17 protein-coding genes and 1 other RNA gene are annotated in these 15,855 nt (G+C 60.8%); 4 read left to right on the top strand and 14 right to left on the bottom strand.

Annotated elements, in window-relative coordinates:
* Positions 1-63: 63 nt before the first annotated feature.
* The gene (ruvB, locus tag NCR98_RS01860; RefSeq protein WP_244826994.1) at positions 64-1,122 is read left to right on the top strand and encodes a Holliday junction branch migration DNA helicase RuvB; all 1,059 of its coding nucleotides are present in this window, start codon (positions 64-66) and stop codon (positions 1,120-1,122) included.
* 3 nt (positions 1,123-1,125) lie between these two features.
* On the opposite strand, the gene NCR98_RS01855 is transcribed toward ruvB, so the two are convergent.
* Genes NCR98_RS01855 through tyrS form a run of 3 tightly spaced genes read right to left on the bottom strand, consistent with a single transcriptional unit; the run spans position 1,126 to position 3,487 of the window.
* Positions 1,126-1,773: a histidine phosphatase family protein gene (locus NCR98_RS01855; protein ID WP_250508556.1), complete on the bottom strand. Its 648-nt coding sequence runs from the start codon at positions 1,771-1,773 to the stop codon at positions 1,126-1,128.
* Entirely contained in the window at positions 1,770-2,243 is a 474-nt protein-coding gene (dtd, locus tag NCR98_RS01850; RefSeq protein ID WP_250525377.1) for a D-aminoacyl-tRNA deacylase, read from the bottom strand. The genes NCR98_RS01855 and dtd overlap by 4 nt, the downstream gene beginning before the upstream one ends.
* Complete coding sequence (tyrS, locus tag NCR98_RS01845) at positions 2,240-3,487, bottom strand: tyrosine--tRNA ligase (RefSeq protein ID WP_250525376.1); 1,248 nt, start codon at positions 3,485-3,487, stop codon at positions 2,240-2,242. Before tyrS ends, dtd begins: the two co-directional genes overlap by 4 nt.
* 291 nt (positions 3,488-3,778) lie before the next feature.
* On the opposite strand from tyrS, the gene NCR98_RS01840 reads away from it, so the two are divergent.
* Entirely contained in the window at positions 3,779-4,909 is a 1,131-nt protein-coding gene (locus NCR98_RS01840) for an anhydro-N-acetylmuramic acid kinase (protein ID WP_309964158.1), read from the top strand.
* A gap of 68 nt (positions 4,910-4,977) precedes the next feature.
* Here NCR98_RS01840 and erpA read toward each other — a convergent pair whose 3' ends face one another.
* From erpA to rplM, 3 genes are all read right to left on the bottom strand, one after another.
* Positions 4,978-5,343 (bottom strand): iron-sulfur cluster insertion protein ErpA, encoded by a 366-nt coding sequence (erpA, locus tag NCR98_RS01835; RefSeq protein WP_244826990.1) that lies wholly within the window; start codon positions 5,341-5,343, stop codon positions 4,978-4,980.
* Between the two features lie 208 nt (positions 5,344-5,551).
* A complete protein-coding gene (gene rpsI / locus NCR98_RS01830; RefSeq protein ID WP_244826989.1) occupies positions 5,552-5,944 on the bottom strand; it encodes a 30S ribosomal protein S9 in 393 nt (130 codons plus the stop codon).
* 11 nt (positions 5,945-5,955) lie between these two features.
* Positions 5,956-6,384, bottom strand: a complete 429-nt coding sequence (gene rplM / locus NCR98_RS01825; protein ID WP_244826988.1) for a 50S ribosomal protein L13 — start codon at positions 6,382-6,384, stop codon at positions 5,956-5,958.
* Positions 6,385-7,023: 639 nt separating this feature from the next.
* Between rplM and NCR98_RS01820 the strand changes: the two genes are divergently transcribed.
* A complete protein-coding gene (locus NCR98_RS01820) occupies positions 7,024-7,446 on the top strand; it encodes an OsmC family protein (RefSeq protein WP_244826987.1) in 423 nt (140 codons plus the stop codon).
* A 64-nt stretch (positions 7,447-7,510) separates the two neighbouring features.
* Here NCR98_RS01820 and rnpB read toward each other — a convergent pair.
* The 3 genes from rnpB to pyrC all read right to left on the bottom strand — a co-directional run bounded on the left by rnpB (position 7,511) and on the right by pyrC (position 9,939).
* Positions 7,511-7,925: RNase P RNA component class A (rnpB, locus tag NCR98_RS01815), an RNA gene on the bottom strand.
* A 91-nt stretch (positions 7,926-8,016) separates the two neighbouring features.
* The gene (locus NCR98_RS01810) at positions 8,017-8,853 is read right to left on the bottom strand and encodes a DUF3025 domain-containing protein (protein WP_250525375.1); all 837 of its coding nucleotides are present in this window, start codon (positions 8,851-8,853) and stop codon (positions 8,017-8,019) included.
* The gene (pyrC, locus tag NCR98_RS01805; protein ID WP_250462998.1) at positions 8,854-9,939 is read right to left on the bottom strand and encodes a dihydroorotase; all 1,086 of its coding nucleotides are present in this window, start codon (positions 9,937-9,939) and stop codon (positions 8,854-8,856) included.
* A 188-nt stretch (positions 9,940-10,127) separates the two neighbouring features.
* Between pyrC and NCR98_RS01800 the strand changes: the two genes are divergently transcribed.
* Entirely contained in the window at positions 10,128-11,030 is a 903-nt protein-coding gene (locus NCR98_RS01800; protein ID WP_250462994.1) for a class II glutamine amidotransferase, read from the top strand.
* Between the two features lie 71 nt (positions 11,031-11,101).
* Here the strand turns inward: NCR98_RS01800 and NCR98_RS01795 are convergent, their stop codons facing one another.
* The 5 genes from NCR98_RS01795 to NCR98_RS01775 all read right to left on the bottom strand — a co-directional run bounded on the left by NCR98_RS01795 (position 11,102) and on the right by NCR98_RS01775 (position 15,827).
* Positions 11,102-11,827 (bottom strand): amino acid ABC transporter ATP-binding protein, encoded by a 726-nt coding sequence (locus NCR98_RS01795; RefSeq protein ID WP_244826983.1) that lies wholly within the window; start codon positions 11,825-11,827, stop codon positions 11,102-11,104.
* Positions 11,824-12,501 carry a glutamate/aspartate ABC transporter permease GltK gene (gltK, locus tag NCR98_RS01790; protein ID WP_244826982.1) on the bottom strand — a complete coding sequence of 226 codons (678 nt, stop codon included), beginning with the start codon at positions 12,499-12,501 and terminating at the stop codon, positions 11,824-11,826. The genes NCR98_RS01795 and gltK overlap by 4 nt, the downstream gene beginning before the upstream one ends.
* Positions 12,501-13,241 (bottom strand): amino acid ABC transporter permease, encoded by a 741-nt coding sequence (locus tag NCR98_RS01785; protein ID WP_250462988.1) that lies wholly within the window; start codon positions 13,239-13,241, stop codon positions 12,501-12,503. Before NCR98_RS01785 ends, gltK begins: the two co-directional genes overlap by 1 nt.
* A 69-nt stretch (positions 13,242-13,310) precedes the next feature.
* Positions 13,311-14,204, bottom strand: a complete 894-nt coding sequence (locus NCR98_RS01780; protein ID WP_250525374.1) for a glutamate/aspartate ABC transporter substrate-binding protein — start codon at positions 14,202-14,204, stop codon at positions 13,311-13,313.
* A gap of 309 nt (positions 14,205-14,513) precedes the next feature.
* Positions 14,514-15,827 carry a Glu/Leu/Phe/Val family dehydrogenase gene (locus NCR98_RS01775; protein WP_250525373.1) on the bottom strand — a complete coding sequence of 438 codons (1,314 nt, stop codon included), beginning with the start codon at positions 15,825-15,827 and terminating at the stop codon, positions 14,514-14,516.
* Positions 15,828-15,855 lie beyond the last annotated feature (28 nt).

The raw sequence follows: 15,855 nt of genomic DNA, 5'->3' as shown, positions 1-15,855 counted from the left end.
GTGTTGCGCCATTAGGCCGTTCGGCCAGGTTCATCGCGGGAAAGCTCGCTGTACAATCGACGGATGATCGAAACCGACAAACTTGCCGCTGAGCGCATCATCGCGGCCACGCCCGTCTCGCCGAACGAAGAAGCCTTCGAGCGCGCGTTGCGACCGCGCCAGCTCGACGAATACGTCGGCCAGGAAAAGGTGCGCGGCCAGCTCGAGATTTTCATCGAGGCGGCCAAGCGCCGTTCGGAAGCGCTCGATCATGTACTGCTGTTCGGGCCGCCGGGTCTCGGCAAGACGACACTCGCGCACATCATCGCGCGGGAAATGGGCGTTAATTTGCGACAGACCTCAGGGCCGGTGCTGGAGCGCGCGGGCGACCTCGCTGCCCTCCTCACCAATCTCGAAGCGAATGACGTGTTGTTCATCGACGAGATTCATCGGCTCTCGCCGGTCGTCGAGGAAATTCTTTATCCGGCACTGGAGGATTATCAGATCGACATCATGATCGGCGAAGGCCCGGCCGCGCGTAGCGTGAAACTGGATCTGCAGCCGTTCACGCTCGTCGGCGCGACCACGCGCGCGGGCATGTTGACCAATCCTCTGCGCGACCGCTTCGGCATTGTGTCGCGGCTCGAGTTTTATAACGCGAGCGAACTGGCGCGTATTGTGTCGCGTTCGGCTTCGTTGCTGAAGGCGGAGATCGTGCCCGAGGGCGCGCTCGAGATTGCGCGGCGTTCGCGTGGCACGCCGCGTATCGCGAACCGGCTGCTGCGCCGCGTGCGCGATTTCGCCGAGGTGAAAGCGGACGGCAACATTACCGCCGAAGTCGCGGATGCCGCGCTGAAGATGCTCGATGTCGATCCCGTCGGCTTCGACCTGATGGACCGCAAGCTGCTCGAAGCCATCCTGCAGAAGTTCGATGGCGGCCCGGTGGGCGTGGACAATCTCGCGGCGGCTATCGGCGAAGAGCGCGATACCATCGAAGACGTGCTGGAGCCGTATCTGATTCAGCAAGGGTATTTGCAACGCACGCCGCGCGGGCGCGTGGCGACGTTGCTGACTTATCGGCACTTCGGGCTGGCTGCGCCCGATGCAGGGCCGATTCGCGAGCTTTGGGATGCGAAGGGGTGAGGGTTAGGCTTGCTTTCGCAACCCATCGTCGTCCGTATCCGTCGCCAGATGCGAAACGTCGCCCCACAAAACCACCCTCGCCGCATCCCCGTCGTAATCCACGACATTGACGCTGCAATTCAACAACGGCCAGTCGCGAGCGTCCTGCAACGACAGCTTCTTAGCAAACCGATAGATGCAGTCCAGCACGCCGCCATGCGCCACGCACGCAATGCGCCCGCCCGGATGCGCGGCTAGGATAGGCTCCATTGCATGCACGACACGGTGATAAAACACCCGCTGTGATTCGCCACCCGGCGGCGTAAAACCCGGGTCCCGCGTTTGCCACTCGACGAACTCCGCAGGAAACTTCTCGCTGATCTCGTCGCTGTCATGACCTTGAAACGCGCCGTACAAGCGCTCGCGCAGTCCCTTCGAAAGACACAGTTCGAGCCCGAGCGCATCCGCGAAAGGACGCGCCGTTTGCTGCGCGCGTTGCAGGTCACTCGAATAGACCGCATCGAGCCCGCCCTCGCGCGCCAAGCGCCGGCCCAGTTGCTCGGCCTGCAGACGCCCGTGCTCGGAGAGCGGAATGTCGATATGCCCTTGTATGCGCTTGATGCGATTCCAGTCGGTTTCGCCGTGGCGAATGAAAAGGACCTGAGTGGTCATGGCGTTTCCGGTTGCGGCCGCACTTGCAGCCAGAATGTGACCGGCCCGTCGTTCACGAGCGATACCTGCATGTCCGCACCGAATTCGCCGGTCTCGACCACCGGATGCTTCTTGCGCGCCTCGCGCACGAAGTGGTCGAAGAGGCGCTTGCCTTCGTCGGGCGGCGCGGCGGGCGTGAAGCTCGGACGCAAGCCGCTCGACGTATCGGCGGCAAGCGTGAATTGCGACACCAGCAAGACGCCGCCCGCGCGCCCCGCGCCATCCATGTTCTGCACGGAAAGATTCAACTTGCCGGCAGCGTCGCTGAAGACTCGATACGCAAGCATCTTCGCCAGCAGCTTGTCGGCGGTTGCTTCGTTGTCGCCGCGCTCGGCGCAGACCAGCGCGAGCAAGCCTGCGCCGATGGCGCCCGTGACACGCTCGCCCACGCGCACGTCGGCGCGCGCCACGCGCTGGATGAGCGCAATCATGCGGTCAACGTGATCCGCGCAAAACGGCGCTTGCCGACTTGCACGACGAACTCGCCCGCTTCGACTTTCAAGCCTTTGTCGGTGATGGTCACGCCATCGATCTTCACGCCGTTCTGCTCGATGTTACGCAGCGCTTCGCTCGTCGATGGCGCGAGTCCCGCCTGCTTGAGCAACTGACCGATCGCGAGCGGCGCACCCGCGAGCGTGACGCTCGGGATATCGTCCGGCACGCCGCCCTTCGCGCGATGATTGAAGTCTTCGAGCGCGCGCTCGGCATCCGGCGCCGAATGAAAGCGCGTGACGATCTCCTGCGCCAGCAACACCTTGAAGTCGCGCGGATTGCGGCCGCCTTCCGCTTCCTTCTTGAAGCCCGCGATTTCCTCGATGCTGCGGAAAGACAGCAGTTCGAAATATCGCCACATGAGCACGTCGGAGATGCTCATCAGCTTGCCGAACATCTCCGTCGGCTTCTCGCTGATCCCAACGTAATTGTGCTTCGACTTCGACATCTTCTCGACGCCATCGAGACCTTCGAGCAGCGGCATCGTCAGAATACATTGCTGCTCTTGACCGTATTGCTTTTGCAATTCGCGGCCGACAAGCAGATTGAATTTTTGGTCCGTGCCGCCGAGTTCGAGGTCCGCGTTCAGCGCGACGGAGTCGTAGCCTTGCATCAGCGGGTAAAGCAACTCGTGGATGGAAATGGGCACGCCGCCCTGAAAGCGCTTGGTGAAATCCTCGCGTTCCAGAATTCGCGCGACCGTGTAGCGCGATGCCAGCTTGATCATGCCGTCGGCGCCGAGCGGCATCGACCATTCGCTGTTGTAGCGAATCTCGGTCTTCTCGCGGTCGAGCACGAGCGCGGCCTGTTCGAAATACGTCTTTGCGTTGTTTTCGATCTGCTCGCGTGTGAGCGGCGGGCGGGTGGCGTTGCGGCCGGAGGGATCGCCGATCAGCGAAGTGAAATCGCCGATCAGAAAAATGACCTGATGCCCGAGGTCCTGCAACTGGCGCATCTTGTTCAGCACGACCGTATGGCCGATATGAATGTCCGGCGCCGTCGGATCGAGGCCGAGCTTGATGCGCAGCGGCTTGCCCGTGGCCGCGCTTTTGGCGAGCTTCAGCGCGAATTCATCTTCGATCAGCAGTTCGTCGCAACCGCGCTTGGCGATGGCGAGCGCGTTGCGCACTTCGTCGGTAATCGGAAAGGCTTGCGCGGCAGGTGCGTTGGATTCAGTGGTCATGCTTTGCGGCTTGTGAGGTCAAAATGAGCGGTCGCGGGCGGCACTAACGCCGATGACGAAGCCGTCCGAACAACGCGGCGACATTCGCGAAAATGAGTGCAATTGCAGGTTCGAGCCGACGATTTTACGCGATGACGTGCCCTTTCGCGCCCTTTCGGCCAGCAATCGCGCCCGAATTGCAGAGCGAGGCTTTTGACGCCGCTTAACGATTCGGCCAGTTACGCGGATAATCGCGGCTTAGCGGACTCGAGCGAATCGAAGGAGAGCAGCGTGGGTAAAAAGACCGAGGTAATCGAAAGCGGCGCGGCGGACGGCGTGTACTTCGGTTTGATGTCCGGCACGAGCATGGATGGCGTCGATGGCGTCGCGGTGCAGTTCGCGACCGGCAAGACGCCCGTTGTTCTTGGCGAGGCTCACGTCTCGTTCTCGAAGGGTTTGCGCGACGCGCTTTTCGAACTCCAAGCGCCCGGCGCCAACGAGCTTGAACGCGAGGCGCTCGCCGCCAACGCGCTCGCCACGCGCTACGCCGTTTGCTGCCACGAATTGCAGAGCATGAGCGGCTATTCGTCCACAAAGGTGCGCGCAATCGGCGTGCATGGCCAGACGGTGCGGCATCGGCCGGAAAAGGGTTACACGCGCCAGATCAACAATCCCGCGTTGCTGGCGGAAATGACGAACATCGACGTAATAGCAGATTTCCGCAGCCGCGATGTCGCCGCCGGCGGCCAGGGCGCGCCGCTCGTGCCGGCGTTTCACGCGACGCTCTTCGGCGCGAAAAACGAAACGCGCGTGGTCTGCAATCTCGGCGGTATCAGCAACATCACGATTCTCTCGTCGAGCGGCGCGGTACGCGGCTTCGACTGCGGCCCGGCAAATGCGCTGCTCGACGAATGGGCGCTTCGTCATCTGCAAAGACCCTATGACGATGGCGGACAATTCGCGGCATCGGGTCAAGTCGATCAGGCTCTCTTGAACGCGTTTCTCGACGAACCGTTCTTTCAGGAAGCACCGCCCAAGAGTACCGGGCGCGACTTGTTCAATCCCGCATGGCTCGACGCCAAACTCGCGGCGTTCACGGGCCTCGCTCCCGCCGATGTACAAGCCACGCTCGCCGCGCTGACGGCGACTTCGGTGGCGCGCGAGATCGAGCGTCACGCATCCGACGCCCGCGCGGTCTACGTTTGCGGCGGCGGCGCGCGTAATCCGGTGCTGCTCAGGATGCTTCAACAGGCGCTGGAAGAAAGCGGCGTGGCGGGCGTTCCCGTCATGACGACCGACGCGCTCGGCGTGCCGCCGCAACAGGTCGAGGCTTTTGCCTTCGCGTGGCTCGCAATGCGCTGCGTCGCGCGCAAGCCCGGCAATCTGGCAGCCGTGACGGGCGCAGCGGGCGAACGCGTGCTCGGCGCAATCTATCCGCACTGAGCCCACTAAAACCTGAAACGAAAACGGAGCCCGAAGGCTCCGTTTTTCATTCGACCGCTAAACCGAACTCAGACCGAGAACGACGATCCGCAACCGCAAGTGGTCGTGGCGTTCGGATTCTTGATCACGAACTGCGCGCCATTGAGGTCGTCCTTATAGTCGATCTCCGCGCCGACGAGATATTGATAGCTCATCGAATCGACGAGCAATTGCACGCCCGCCTTGTCCATCACGGTGTCGTCTTCGTTGACGGCTTCGTCGAACGTAAAACCATACTGGAAGCCCGAGCATCCGCCGCCCTGCACGAACACGCGCAGCTTCAGTTCCGGATTGCCTTCTTCATCGATCAATTGCTTGACCTTGTCCGCGGCCGCGTCGGTGAAGACGAAGGGCAAAGGCATCTCGGTCGTGGGGGTGTCGCTCACAGTGCTCATTCGAATTCTCCAATTAAGCTTCTAACCGCTATTGTAGGGCTCTTCCTAACATCGTGCTCGATGTCCATGAAATCAATGGGCTAAAGCAAATTCGACACAATTTGGCGCAGCGCGCGTCAGAACAAAAAAAGCCGCCGGCACGTGCGGTGCGGGCGGCTTTTTCGGGCAACTTCGCGTCCAGTAAGACGGAGGCGAAGCGCCAAAGCGCTTAACGCTTCGAGAACTGCTTCCGGCGGCGTGCCTTGTGGAAACCGACCTTCTTACGTTCCACTTCACGCGCGTCGCGGGTGACGAAGCCAGCGTTCGACAGTTGCGACTTGAGCGTTGCGTCGTAGTCCATCAGCGCGCGGGTGATGCCGTGGCGAACCGCGCCTGCCTGACCCGTTTCACCGCCGCCCGACACGTTGACCTTGATGTCGAACGTGCTTGCGTGATTCGTGAGTTCCAGCGGCTGACGCACGATCATCAGCGAGGTTTCGCGCGAGAAGTAGTCGGCGATGGGCTTGCCATTGACGACGATATCGCCCTTGCCCGACTTGATGAAGACGCGAGCGACGGCGCTCTTGCGGCGGCCCGTACCGTAGTTCCAGTTACCGATCATGTGGGCTCCCCTTAGATCTCGAGCGCTTTAGGCTGTTGAGCCGTATGCGGATGCGTTGCTTCGGCGTAGACCTTCAGCTTCTTGATCATTGCGTAGCCGAGCGGACCCTTCGGCAGCATGCCCTTCACGGCCTTCTCGAGCGCGCGGCCCGGGAAACGCTCTTGCATTTTGCCAAACGTCGTTTCATAGATGCCGCCCGGGTAGCCCGAGTGACGATAGTACTTCTTGTCCGTAGCTTTATTGCCCGTGACCTTCAGCTTGCCGGCGTTGATGATGATTATGAAATCACCAGTGTCGACGTGCGGGGTGAATTCAGGCTTGTGCTTGCCGCGAAGACGGCGTGCCACTTCGCTGGCGACACGGCCGAGAACCTTATCCGTCGCGTCAATCACGTACCATTCACGCGTCACCTCATGGGCTTTTGCGGAAAACGTCTTCATGATCGATCCAAAAATTTAAATCTGCCCTTGGCTGTTTTCAGCCTTTACCTTTGTTCGGTCCTGCTTATATGAGCGTTCAAGAACTTGCGTTCAGGACGCGCTGCAGGCTCTCCCTGACTTCTCTTCGCGGGCGTGGAACGAAGAGAACTTTGGATTATAAAGGGAAATAGTCGCGGAGGTCAAAAGGATGACGCTATTGGCCCGCCGCATGGGCGCTGTGGGCGAAAAAAAGCCCGAGCGCTGAGGGCTCGGGCTTAATCCACCAAAGGAGGAGGTGGAGGAGACGCGGTAGATGTGTCTAACTGCGACAACCAATGAGACGAGTATAGGCACGGTCATGCGGGGAGGCAAGAAGATTTGCATCGTGAAAGATGAGTTCATAATGTGAAATTTCGGTTACTGTGCAGTGTGCGCAACTTCATCTTTTAAATCATCGCGATAGAACGGATTTCAGCGGTCATCCAGAGCGATTTACCCCGCTAGAGTCCTTCCTCCACTTCGCGAATCTGTTATCCGGCGGCAATACCCTCACGTAAAGGTTTGCTCGTCAACCGGTAGATGCGCGCATGCGCAGCCATCCCGACGACCGCGAGCCGCTACAATGAAACCCCCGTAAACGTAGAACGCTGGAGCCTGAGCATGGAAAGCAAAGTGAGCTGGATGGGACCGGACGGCATGGCGTTCGCGGCCGAAACGGGCAGCGGTCATATCGTCACGATGGACGGAGCGCCCGAAGGCGGCGGACGCAATCTCGCGCCGCGTCCGATGGAAATGGTGCTGCTTGGCACCGGCGGCTGCACCGCCTACGACGTGGTGATGATCCTGAAAAAGAGCCGCCAGGAGATTCAAGGCTGCTCCGTCACGCTCAAGGCCGATCGCGCGAGCGAAGATCCCAAGGTCTTCACGAAGATTCACTTTCACTTTACGGTCACGGGCAAGAATCTGAACCCGGCGACCGTCGAGCGCGCGATCAACCTGTCGCATGACAAGTATTGCTCGGCGTCGATCATGCTGGCGAAAACCGCGGAACTGACGCATTCGTTCGATATCGTCGAAGTCTGAGCGAGCGCGCAAGCAAAAAAGAGCCGGCGTCACGCGCGTGACGCCGGCTCTTTCTTTTGGAATACGACAAAGCGGGCCGATAAGCCGGATTCTGTGCACGCAATACGCCCGAAAGCGATCGCGCGTGGCAGTCATTCCTCTAGGCGCGTCATTGCTGACGCGCTCAAGCTTCCTACCCGCAGACGAACGGGGGCACCGTCCTGCATCTCGAAGATGCGCGCCTGCCTATTTGGAATTGCTCCGGGTGGAGGTTACCGTGCCGGCCAGTCTCACGATGGCCGCGGTGCGCTCTTACCGCACCGTTTCACCCTTACCTGATCTCCCGACTTGCGCCAGGAGCCATCGGCGGTTTGCTTTCTGTTGCCCTGTTCCGCGTGTTGCCACGGATGGCCGTTAGCCATCACCCTGCCCTGTGGAGTCCGGACTTTCCTCGCCCTCGACGCACGAAACGTCGAAGCCGCGACTGCCTGGCCTGCTTTGCGGGGTCGATTCTAGCATCGGGTGTCTACCGCATCTCGAGGAATAGCTTTTTGCCTGGCGAATCGTGCGCGCTGCGTTGGCCGCGACGTCTCACGCGCTGCTTCTGCCCGAACGAAACACTGTCGTATCGTCGTAAAACTCGGGGGATTCGTTTGCTTGCCACCAGCCCGGCACGCCAAGCACAGGTATCGGCGAGAAGGCGCGGCTTTCGATCGTCCCGGCATTCAGGCTTGCCGTTACGCGTTCATCGAGCAAGTCGCGGCGGGCGGTATCGTCAAGAGAGAAGTAGTCAGCGGGCACCGGCACGAGCCACGCGTGACCCGTGCACGCCTTGTACGGCGCAACGAGTTTCTCCAGCAACGCGTGTCCGAAGATGAGCGCCTCACAGCGCGTACCCCACGCCGCACGGCCCTCGATGAAGAGCGCACGCCAGTCGAAGCGGCGCAAGGCATCGGCGAGCATTGCGTCCGAGTAAGCGAAAAACACCGCGTTTTCGTCGAAAAGCGTAAGTGCATCGCGCACGCCGCCGCGCGTCGGACCGATACCGCGCGTCTCGATCTGCTCGGCCTGTCGCGCATTGAGCGCCGCCTTGACACGCGGATACGCAAACCACATCAGGCCGTTGAAAAAATCGTGGAGGTTATGGCGCGTGGGCACGCATCCCGTTTCGGCGATATGCCCTTCATACGACGCCCCGTCCGGCAAGGCTTCCTGCGCGATAAACGCGAGCGGCCGAGCGCGCCCCGTGACATGCGCGGCGGTATGGGCGTCGTCGTTCAGGACGGACAAATAGCGCGCCGGGCTATCGAGCGCGGCGGCTTGCCAGCGCCTGCCGCGCGTTTCGATCGATGGTAACCACGGGCGCGTCCAGTCGATTGCCGCGAAACGGCCAACGCCGTTTTCAGCCGCCCCCGACGCGCCGCTCACTCAACTTGCCTCCACGAAGCGCCATCCGATCGATTCCCCGCCACGCAGCGGCACGACCTCTTCGTCGCCGACGGAAAACTCGGCGGGCAGCGTCCACGATGCGCGCTCGAGCGTCACTTTCTCGGCACTGCGCGGCAGGCCGTAGAAATCCGCGCCATGAAAGCTCGCGAAACCTTCCAGTTTGTCGAGCGCGCCGGCTTTATCGAAGGCTTCCGTATAGAGTTCAAGCGCGTGGAGCGCCGTGTAGCAGCCCGCGCAACCGCACGCGTGCTCTTTCAAGCCTTTCGGATGCGGCGCGCTGTCCGTGCCGAGGAAAAAGCGCGCGTTGCCGGAAGTCGCCGCCTCGACCAGCGCCACGCGATGCGTCTCGCGCTTCAACACCGGCAGGCAGTAGTAATGCGGCCGGATGCCGCCCACGAGAATGGCATTACGGTTGAACAGCAGGTGATGCGCGGTGATGGTCGCGCCGATCGTGCCATCCGGACCTTCGGCGTCGCGCACGTAGTCGGCGGCGTCCTTCGTCGTAATGTGCTCGAACACGACCTTGAGCGCGGGGAAATCGCGGCGCAGCGGCAGCAGCACGCGGTCGATGAACACCTTCTCGCGATCGAAGATATCGATATCGCCATCGGTCACTTCGCCGTGGATGAGCAGCGGCATGCCCGTTTCCTGCATGACTTCGAGCGTCTTCGCGCATTTGCCGAGGCTCGTCACGCCCGCGTCCGAATTGGTCGTCGCGCCCGCCGGATAGAGCTTCACACCGTGCACGAAGCCGCTTTCGCGCGCCCGGCGGATCTCGTCAGGCGGCGTGTTGTCGGTGAGATAGAGCGTCATCAGCGGCTCGAAACGCGCGGCGGCGCCGTCTTTCGGCAGCGCGGACAGGATGCGCTCGCGATAAGCCGCGGCCATTTCCGTAGTCGTCACGGGCGGCTTCAGGTTCGGCATGATGATCGCGCGACCGAACTGGCGCGCCGTATGCGGCAGGACGGCGGCGAGCATCGCGCCGTCGCGCACGTGCAGATGCCAGTCGTCGGGACGCGCAATCGTGAGTGTCGTGAGCGAATCGGGCGAGGCGGAATTGGACATGGCGTGATGGCGGCGGAAACGTTGGAGTCGGGAGATCTAAAGACCTGGCAAAAACATCCGTGGAAAATTGACAACGCCGCGTTTTGCCCGACGCCGTTCGAATTTTGGATGACTGCCCCGGTGATATGCTTGTCGGATGTATTGTAACAACGGGCTCAATGCCCTTACCGGCTCTCGCTTTCAGCAACATGTGCCAACTTCTCGGAATGAACTGCGCCGAACCGACCGATGTGACGTTCTCGTTCACCGGGTTCGCCGCGCGTGGCGGGGTCACGGATCACCACGCGGACGGCTGGGGTATCGCGTTCTTCGAGGACAAGGCGTGCCGGCTTTTCATTGACCATGAATCGTCCGCCAAGTCGCCGCTCGCGGAGATGGTGAAGCGCTATCCGATCAAATCGAAGAACACCATCGCGCATATTCGCAAGGCGACGCAAGGGCATATCCTGCTGGAAAACTGCCATCCGTTCCTGCGTGAGTTGTGGGGACGGCACTGGATCTTCGCGCACAACGGCGATCTCAAAGACTACGCGCCCGAACTGAACGGCCTGTATCAACCCGTCGGCAACACGGACAGCGAGCTTGCCTTTTGCACGCTGCTGGAAGGTTTGCGCAAGGCGTTTCCGCGCTCGCAGCCGCCGCTGGAAGAATTGTTCGACGCGCTCGCCTCACTCACAGGCGAGATCACGAAGCACGGCGTGTTCAATTTCCTGATGTCCAACGGCCAGGCGCTCTTCTCGCACTGCTCGACGCATTTGTACTATTTGGTTCGCAGTTGGCCGTTTTCGACCGCGCATCTGATCGACGCGGACATGTCGATCGATTTCGCCAAGTACACGACGCCGGAAGATCGCGTGGCGGTCATCGCCACCTCGCCGCTCACCGATAACGAAGTCTGGACGCGTTTTGCGCCCGGCGATCTCGCCATGTTCCAGAAAGGCGCGCTCTCGCGCACGGTGAACATTCCGGTGCCGGATGAAGTCGCGAAGAAGGCCGCCGAGCCGCTTGCCAAAGCGTGCGTGGGATCGGCGCTGAAGATCGAGGAAATTCAGTCGACGGCGTCGGTGGAAACCGAACTCGGGATCGAATAAAACGAATCGAACGCTGAATAAAAACGGCCTTCCTCACGGAAGGCCGTTTTGCATGACGCCGCTAAAACGCGTCAGTGCAGGATTTTCGCCAGAAAGTCCTTCGCGCGATCCGACTTCGGATTCGCAAAGAACGCTTCCTTCTGGTCGTCCTCGACGATCAATCCCTTGTCCATGAAGATCACGCGATGCGCGACCTTCTTCGCGAAGCCCATTTCGTGCGTCACGCACATCATGGTCATGCCTTCCTGCGCGAGTTCGACCATCACGTCGAGCACTTCGTTGATCATCTCGGGATCGAGCGCGGAGGTCGGTTCGTCGAAGAGCATGGCAATCGGGTCCATCGACAGCGCGCGGGCAATCGCCACGCGTTGCTGCTGACCGCCCGACAACTGGCCCGGAAACTTGTCCGCGTGCGCGCGCAGGCCCACGCGATCGAGCAGTTTGAGACCCTTCGTCGTCGCTTCGTCGTTCGAACGGCCCAGCACCTTGATCTGCGCGAGCGTCAGGTTCTGCACGATCGACAGATGCGGAAACAGCTCGAAATGCTGGAACACCATGCCGACCTTCGAACGCAGCTTCGAGAGATTGGTCTTCTTGTCCGTGAGCGATTGACCGTTGATGGTGATCTCGCCCTTCTGAAACGGTTCGAGCCCGTTCACGGTCTTGATGAGCGTCGACTTCCCCGAACCCGACGGGCCGCACACCACGACGACCTCGCCTTTCTTCACTTCGGTCGTGCAGTCCGTCAGCACCTGGAACTGCCCATACCACTTGGAAACATTCTTGATAGAGATCATCTTGCGACCTTTTTCTGAAGACTTTTTACGAGTGCCGATGCCAACACGCAAACCACGAAATAGCACGCGCCGGCGAACAGCACCATCTCGACGGTCGTGCCGTCGCGGTCGCCGATGTTCGTCGCCGTGCGGAAGAAGTCCGCGAGACTGATCACGTAGACGAGCGACGTATCCTGGAACAGGACGATTGCCTGCGTGAGCAACAGCGGCACCATTGCGCGGAAAGCCTGCGGCAGCACGACGAGTTTCATCGCCTGGCCGTAGGTCATGCCGAGTGCGAACGCCGCGTTCACCTGACCGCGCGCCACCGCCTGAATGCCCGCGCGAATGATCTCCGAATAGTACGCAGCTTCGAAGAGCGAGAACGCGACCATCGCGGAAGCAAGGCGAATGTCGATATCGGCGGATAAGCCGAGCACATTCTGCAGCAACTGCGGCACGATCAGGAAAAACCACAGCAACACCATCACGAGCGGAATCGAGCGGAACACCGTGACGTAAGCGCTCGCGAACCACTGCAAGGGCTTCACACCCGACAGACGAAACAGCGCGAGCACCGTGCCCCAGACAATGCCGATCACGATGGCGAGCACCGTGATCTGCAGCGTGATGATGGCGCCCGTCCACAGCGTGGGCCACGCGCCCACAATGCCGCTCCAGTTGAATTGATGCATTACTTGCCTCCGATGTAGCCAGGCAACCGGGTCTTCGCTTCTACCCAGCGCATCAGGTTCATCACGACGAGGTTGATGAGCATGTAAGCGAGCGTCACCGCGATGAACGACTCATACGTCTGCGCCGTGTAGTCGACGAGTTGCCGCGCCTGTGCCGAAAGGTCGAGCAGACCGATGGTCGACGCGACCGCCGAATTCTTGAACACGTTGAGGAATTCCGACGTGAGCGGCGGCACGATGATGCGATAAGCGACCGGCATCAACACATAGCGATACGTCTGCCATTGCGTGAAGCCCATCGCGAGACCCGCGTTGCGTTGACCAGGAGGCAGCGCGCTGATGCCCGAGCGCACCTGTTCGCACACGCGCGCGCCGGTGAAGAGTCCGAGACAGATGATCGACGAGGAAAAGAACTGCGCCGATGGCGGCAGTTGCTTGAACCAGTTGCCGATGGAAGGCGGCAGCAACTCGGGTATCACCAGATACCAGACGAAGAACTGCACGATCAATGGAATATTACGAAAGATCGCGACATAGACAGTGCCGATGGCCGCCAGGAAGCGATTCGGGACCGTGCGCAAGATGCCGAACAACGAGCCGACCACAAGCGCGATCACCCAAGCCGCGAGCGACACGGTAATCGTCACCCAGAAGCCGGAAATCAGCCAGCCGAGATACGTGGTGGGCTCGCCGGTCGAAACCGGACTCAGCAGAATGCCCCAGTTCCAGTGGTAAGACATGGACCTCACTCCAAAAAGAAACGGAAGAAGCAAGCTCCTTCCGTCTCGTTCGCTCGATAGTCGAACCGGTTAGTCGATTACTTTGTCATTCGGGCTCTTGAAGAGAGCCTTGATGTCGTCGCTTTCCGGGAAGTTGAGGTTGAGGCCCTTCGGCGGAATCGGGCTTTCGAACCACTTCTTGTAGACCTTGTCGGCGTCGCCCGAGGTTTCCACCTTGGCGATGGCGTCGTCCACGACCTTCTTGAACTCGGGGTCGTTCTTGCGCATCATGCAGCCGTACGCTTCATGCGATTGCGGCGCGCCGACGATCACGAAATCGTTCGGCGTGTTGGACTTGGCGCGTTCGCCCGCGAGCAGCGCATCGTCCATCATGAACGCGACGGCGCGGCCGGTCGACAGCGTGAGAAACGACTCGCCGTGATCCTTCGCGCTGATGATGTTCATGCCCATGCTCTTGTCCTGATTCATCTTGCGAAGCAGGCGCTCGGAAGTCGTGCCGGCGGTCGTCACGACCGTCTTGCCCTTCAGGTCCGCCCAGTCCTTCACGCCGGAATCCTTCTTGGTCATGAGGCGCGTGCCGATCACGAAAATCGTGTTCGAGAAGGCCACTTGCTGCTGACGTTCCGCGTTGTTCGTGGTCGAGCCGCACTCGAGGTCCACCGTGCCGTTCTGCACGAGCGGAATACGGTTTTGCGAAGTGACCGGCGTGAGCTTCACCTTCAGATTCGGCATGTTGAGCTTCTGCTTGACCGCTTCCACGACCTGCAGCGCGAACTCATGCGAATAGCCGACGACGTTCTGCTTGTCGTCGTAGTACGAGAAAGGAATGGACGACTCGCGATGCCCCAGCGAGATCACACCCGTGTCCTTGATTTTCTTGAGCGTCCCGGCGTCTTGCGCGTGAGCGCTAGCCGCGATGAATCCGAGCGCGGCGATGAGCAGCGCAGCTTTTTTAATCTTCATGTGTTCGATCTCCTGTGGCAAAAATCGGGGCAAGTTTAGCAGGGTAATTATTCTGAAAGAATGATTGTTAACCCACTCTGTCTTATTTTCGGGATGTCGGCGGAAAGGTCACCGGCATTGGCGCTTGAGCACTTACTTCAGTCGAGCCGTGTCGCGACAGAAAACCGCGATGTTATAGCAATCCTCATGCAAATGCGGGCGACGTCCCGAAGGAGCGTCGCCCGCAAATTTCATCGATCGTTCATGCGACACGCGTCATGCGAGCCGCTTGCCTCATGCCACATCCGACACGAGCGCGTGGCCATGCGATCAGGGATACAGGCCGCGCATTTCACGCGCCATGAGAATGCGCGTACAGGCCACGATGAAGGCCGCCGTGCGCACCGAAACCTTATGCTCGCTCGCCACTTGCCAAACCGCCGCAAACGCTTCACGCATGACACGTTCGAGCCGCTGGTTGATCTCGTCCTCGGTCCAGAAGAAGCTGGAGAAGTCCTGCACCCATTCGAAATATGACACCGTCACACCGCCCGCATTCGCCACCACGTCGGGGATCACGAGCACGCCCTTGTCGTGGAGGATGTCGTCGGCGGCCGTCGTGGTCGGGCCGTTCGCGCCTTCCACGACGATCTTCGTTCTGATCTTCGGTGCGTTCTTCTCGGTGATCTGGCCTTCCAGCGCGGCTGGAATGAGGATGTCGGTCTCGATGGTCCAGAACTCGTCCGGCGATACCGGATCGGCGCCAGCAAAGCCGCCTACGCCGCCGTTCTGCGCGACGTGCTCGGCGAGCGCGAGCGTGTCGATACCCTTCGAGTTGTACAGCGTGCCCGTGTGATCCTGCACGGCGATGACCCGCGCGCCCGCTTCCTGGAACAGCCGCGCCGCGATTCCGCCGACGTTGCCGAAACCCTGCACCGCGATACGCGCGCCTTCGATCTCGAGCCCCATGCGACGCGCCGCTTCCGAGCCGACGACGAACACGCCGCGCCCTGTCGCTTCCTTGCGGCCGAGCGAGCCGCCAAGCGCGATCGGCTTGCCGGTCACGACGCCCGTAGCCGTTTGCCCCTGGTTCATGGAGTACGTGTCCATCATCCAAGCCATGATCTGCTCGTTCGTGTTCACGTCCGGCGCGGGAATGTCCGTGTTCGGCCCGATGATGATGCCGATCTCGCTCGTGTACCGGCGCGTCAGGCGTTCGAGCTCGCCACGCGAGAGCATGCGCGGATCGACGCGAATACCGCCTTTCGCGCCGCCGTACGGCACGTTCACTGCCGCGTTCTTTACCGACATCCACGCGGACAAAGCCATCACTTCGGAAAGCGTCACGTCCTGGTGATAACGCACGCCGCCCTTGCCGGGACCGCGCGACGTGTTGTGCTGCACGCGATAGCCTTCGAAATGCGCGACGGTGCCGTTGTCGAGTTCGATCGGGCAATCGACTATGAGAATGCGCTTCGGGCGCTTGAGGGTTTCAAGCCAACGGGAGAGAGAACCGAGATACGGTGCGACGCGATCGACCTGCTGCAAGTAGTTGCCCCAGGGGCCGAGATCGTCGGCATGGAGGTACGACGGGATCGCGTGTTTGGCGTCCGGCGCTTGCAGCGAGTGCTTCGAAGAGGACAATTGATGCTCCAGCGGTGAAGGAATGCGC

Source organism: Caballeronia sp. GAWG2-1 (assembly GCF_023631405.1).
In the GTDB taxonomy this organism is placed as follows: Bacteria; Pseudomonadota; Gammaproteobacteria; order Burkholderiales; family Burkholderiaceae; genus Caballeronia.
The sequence above is the reverse complement of the archived record's forward strand: the minus strand, read 5'-3'. Positions and strand labels throughout refer to the sequence as shown.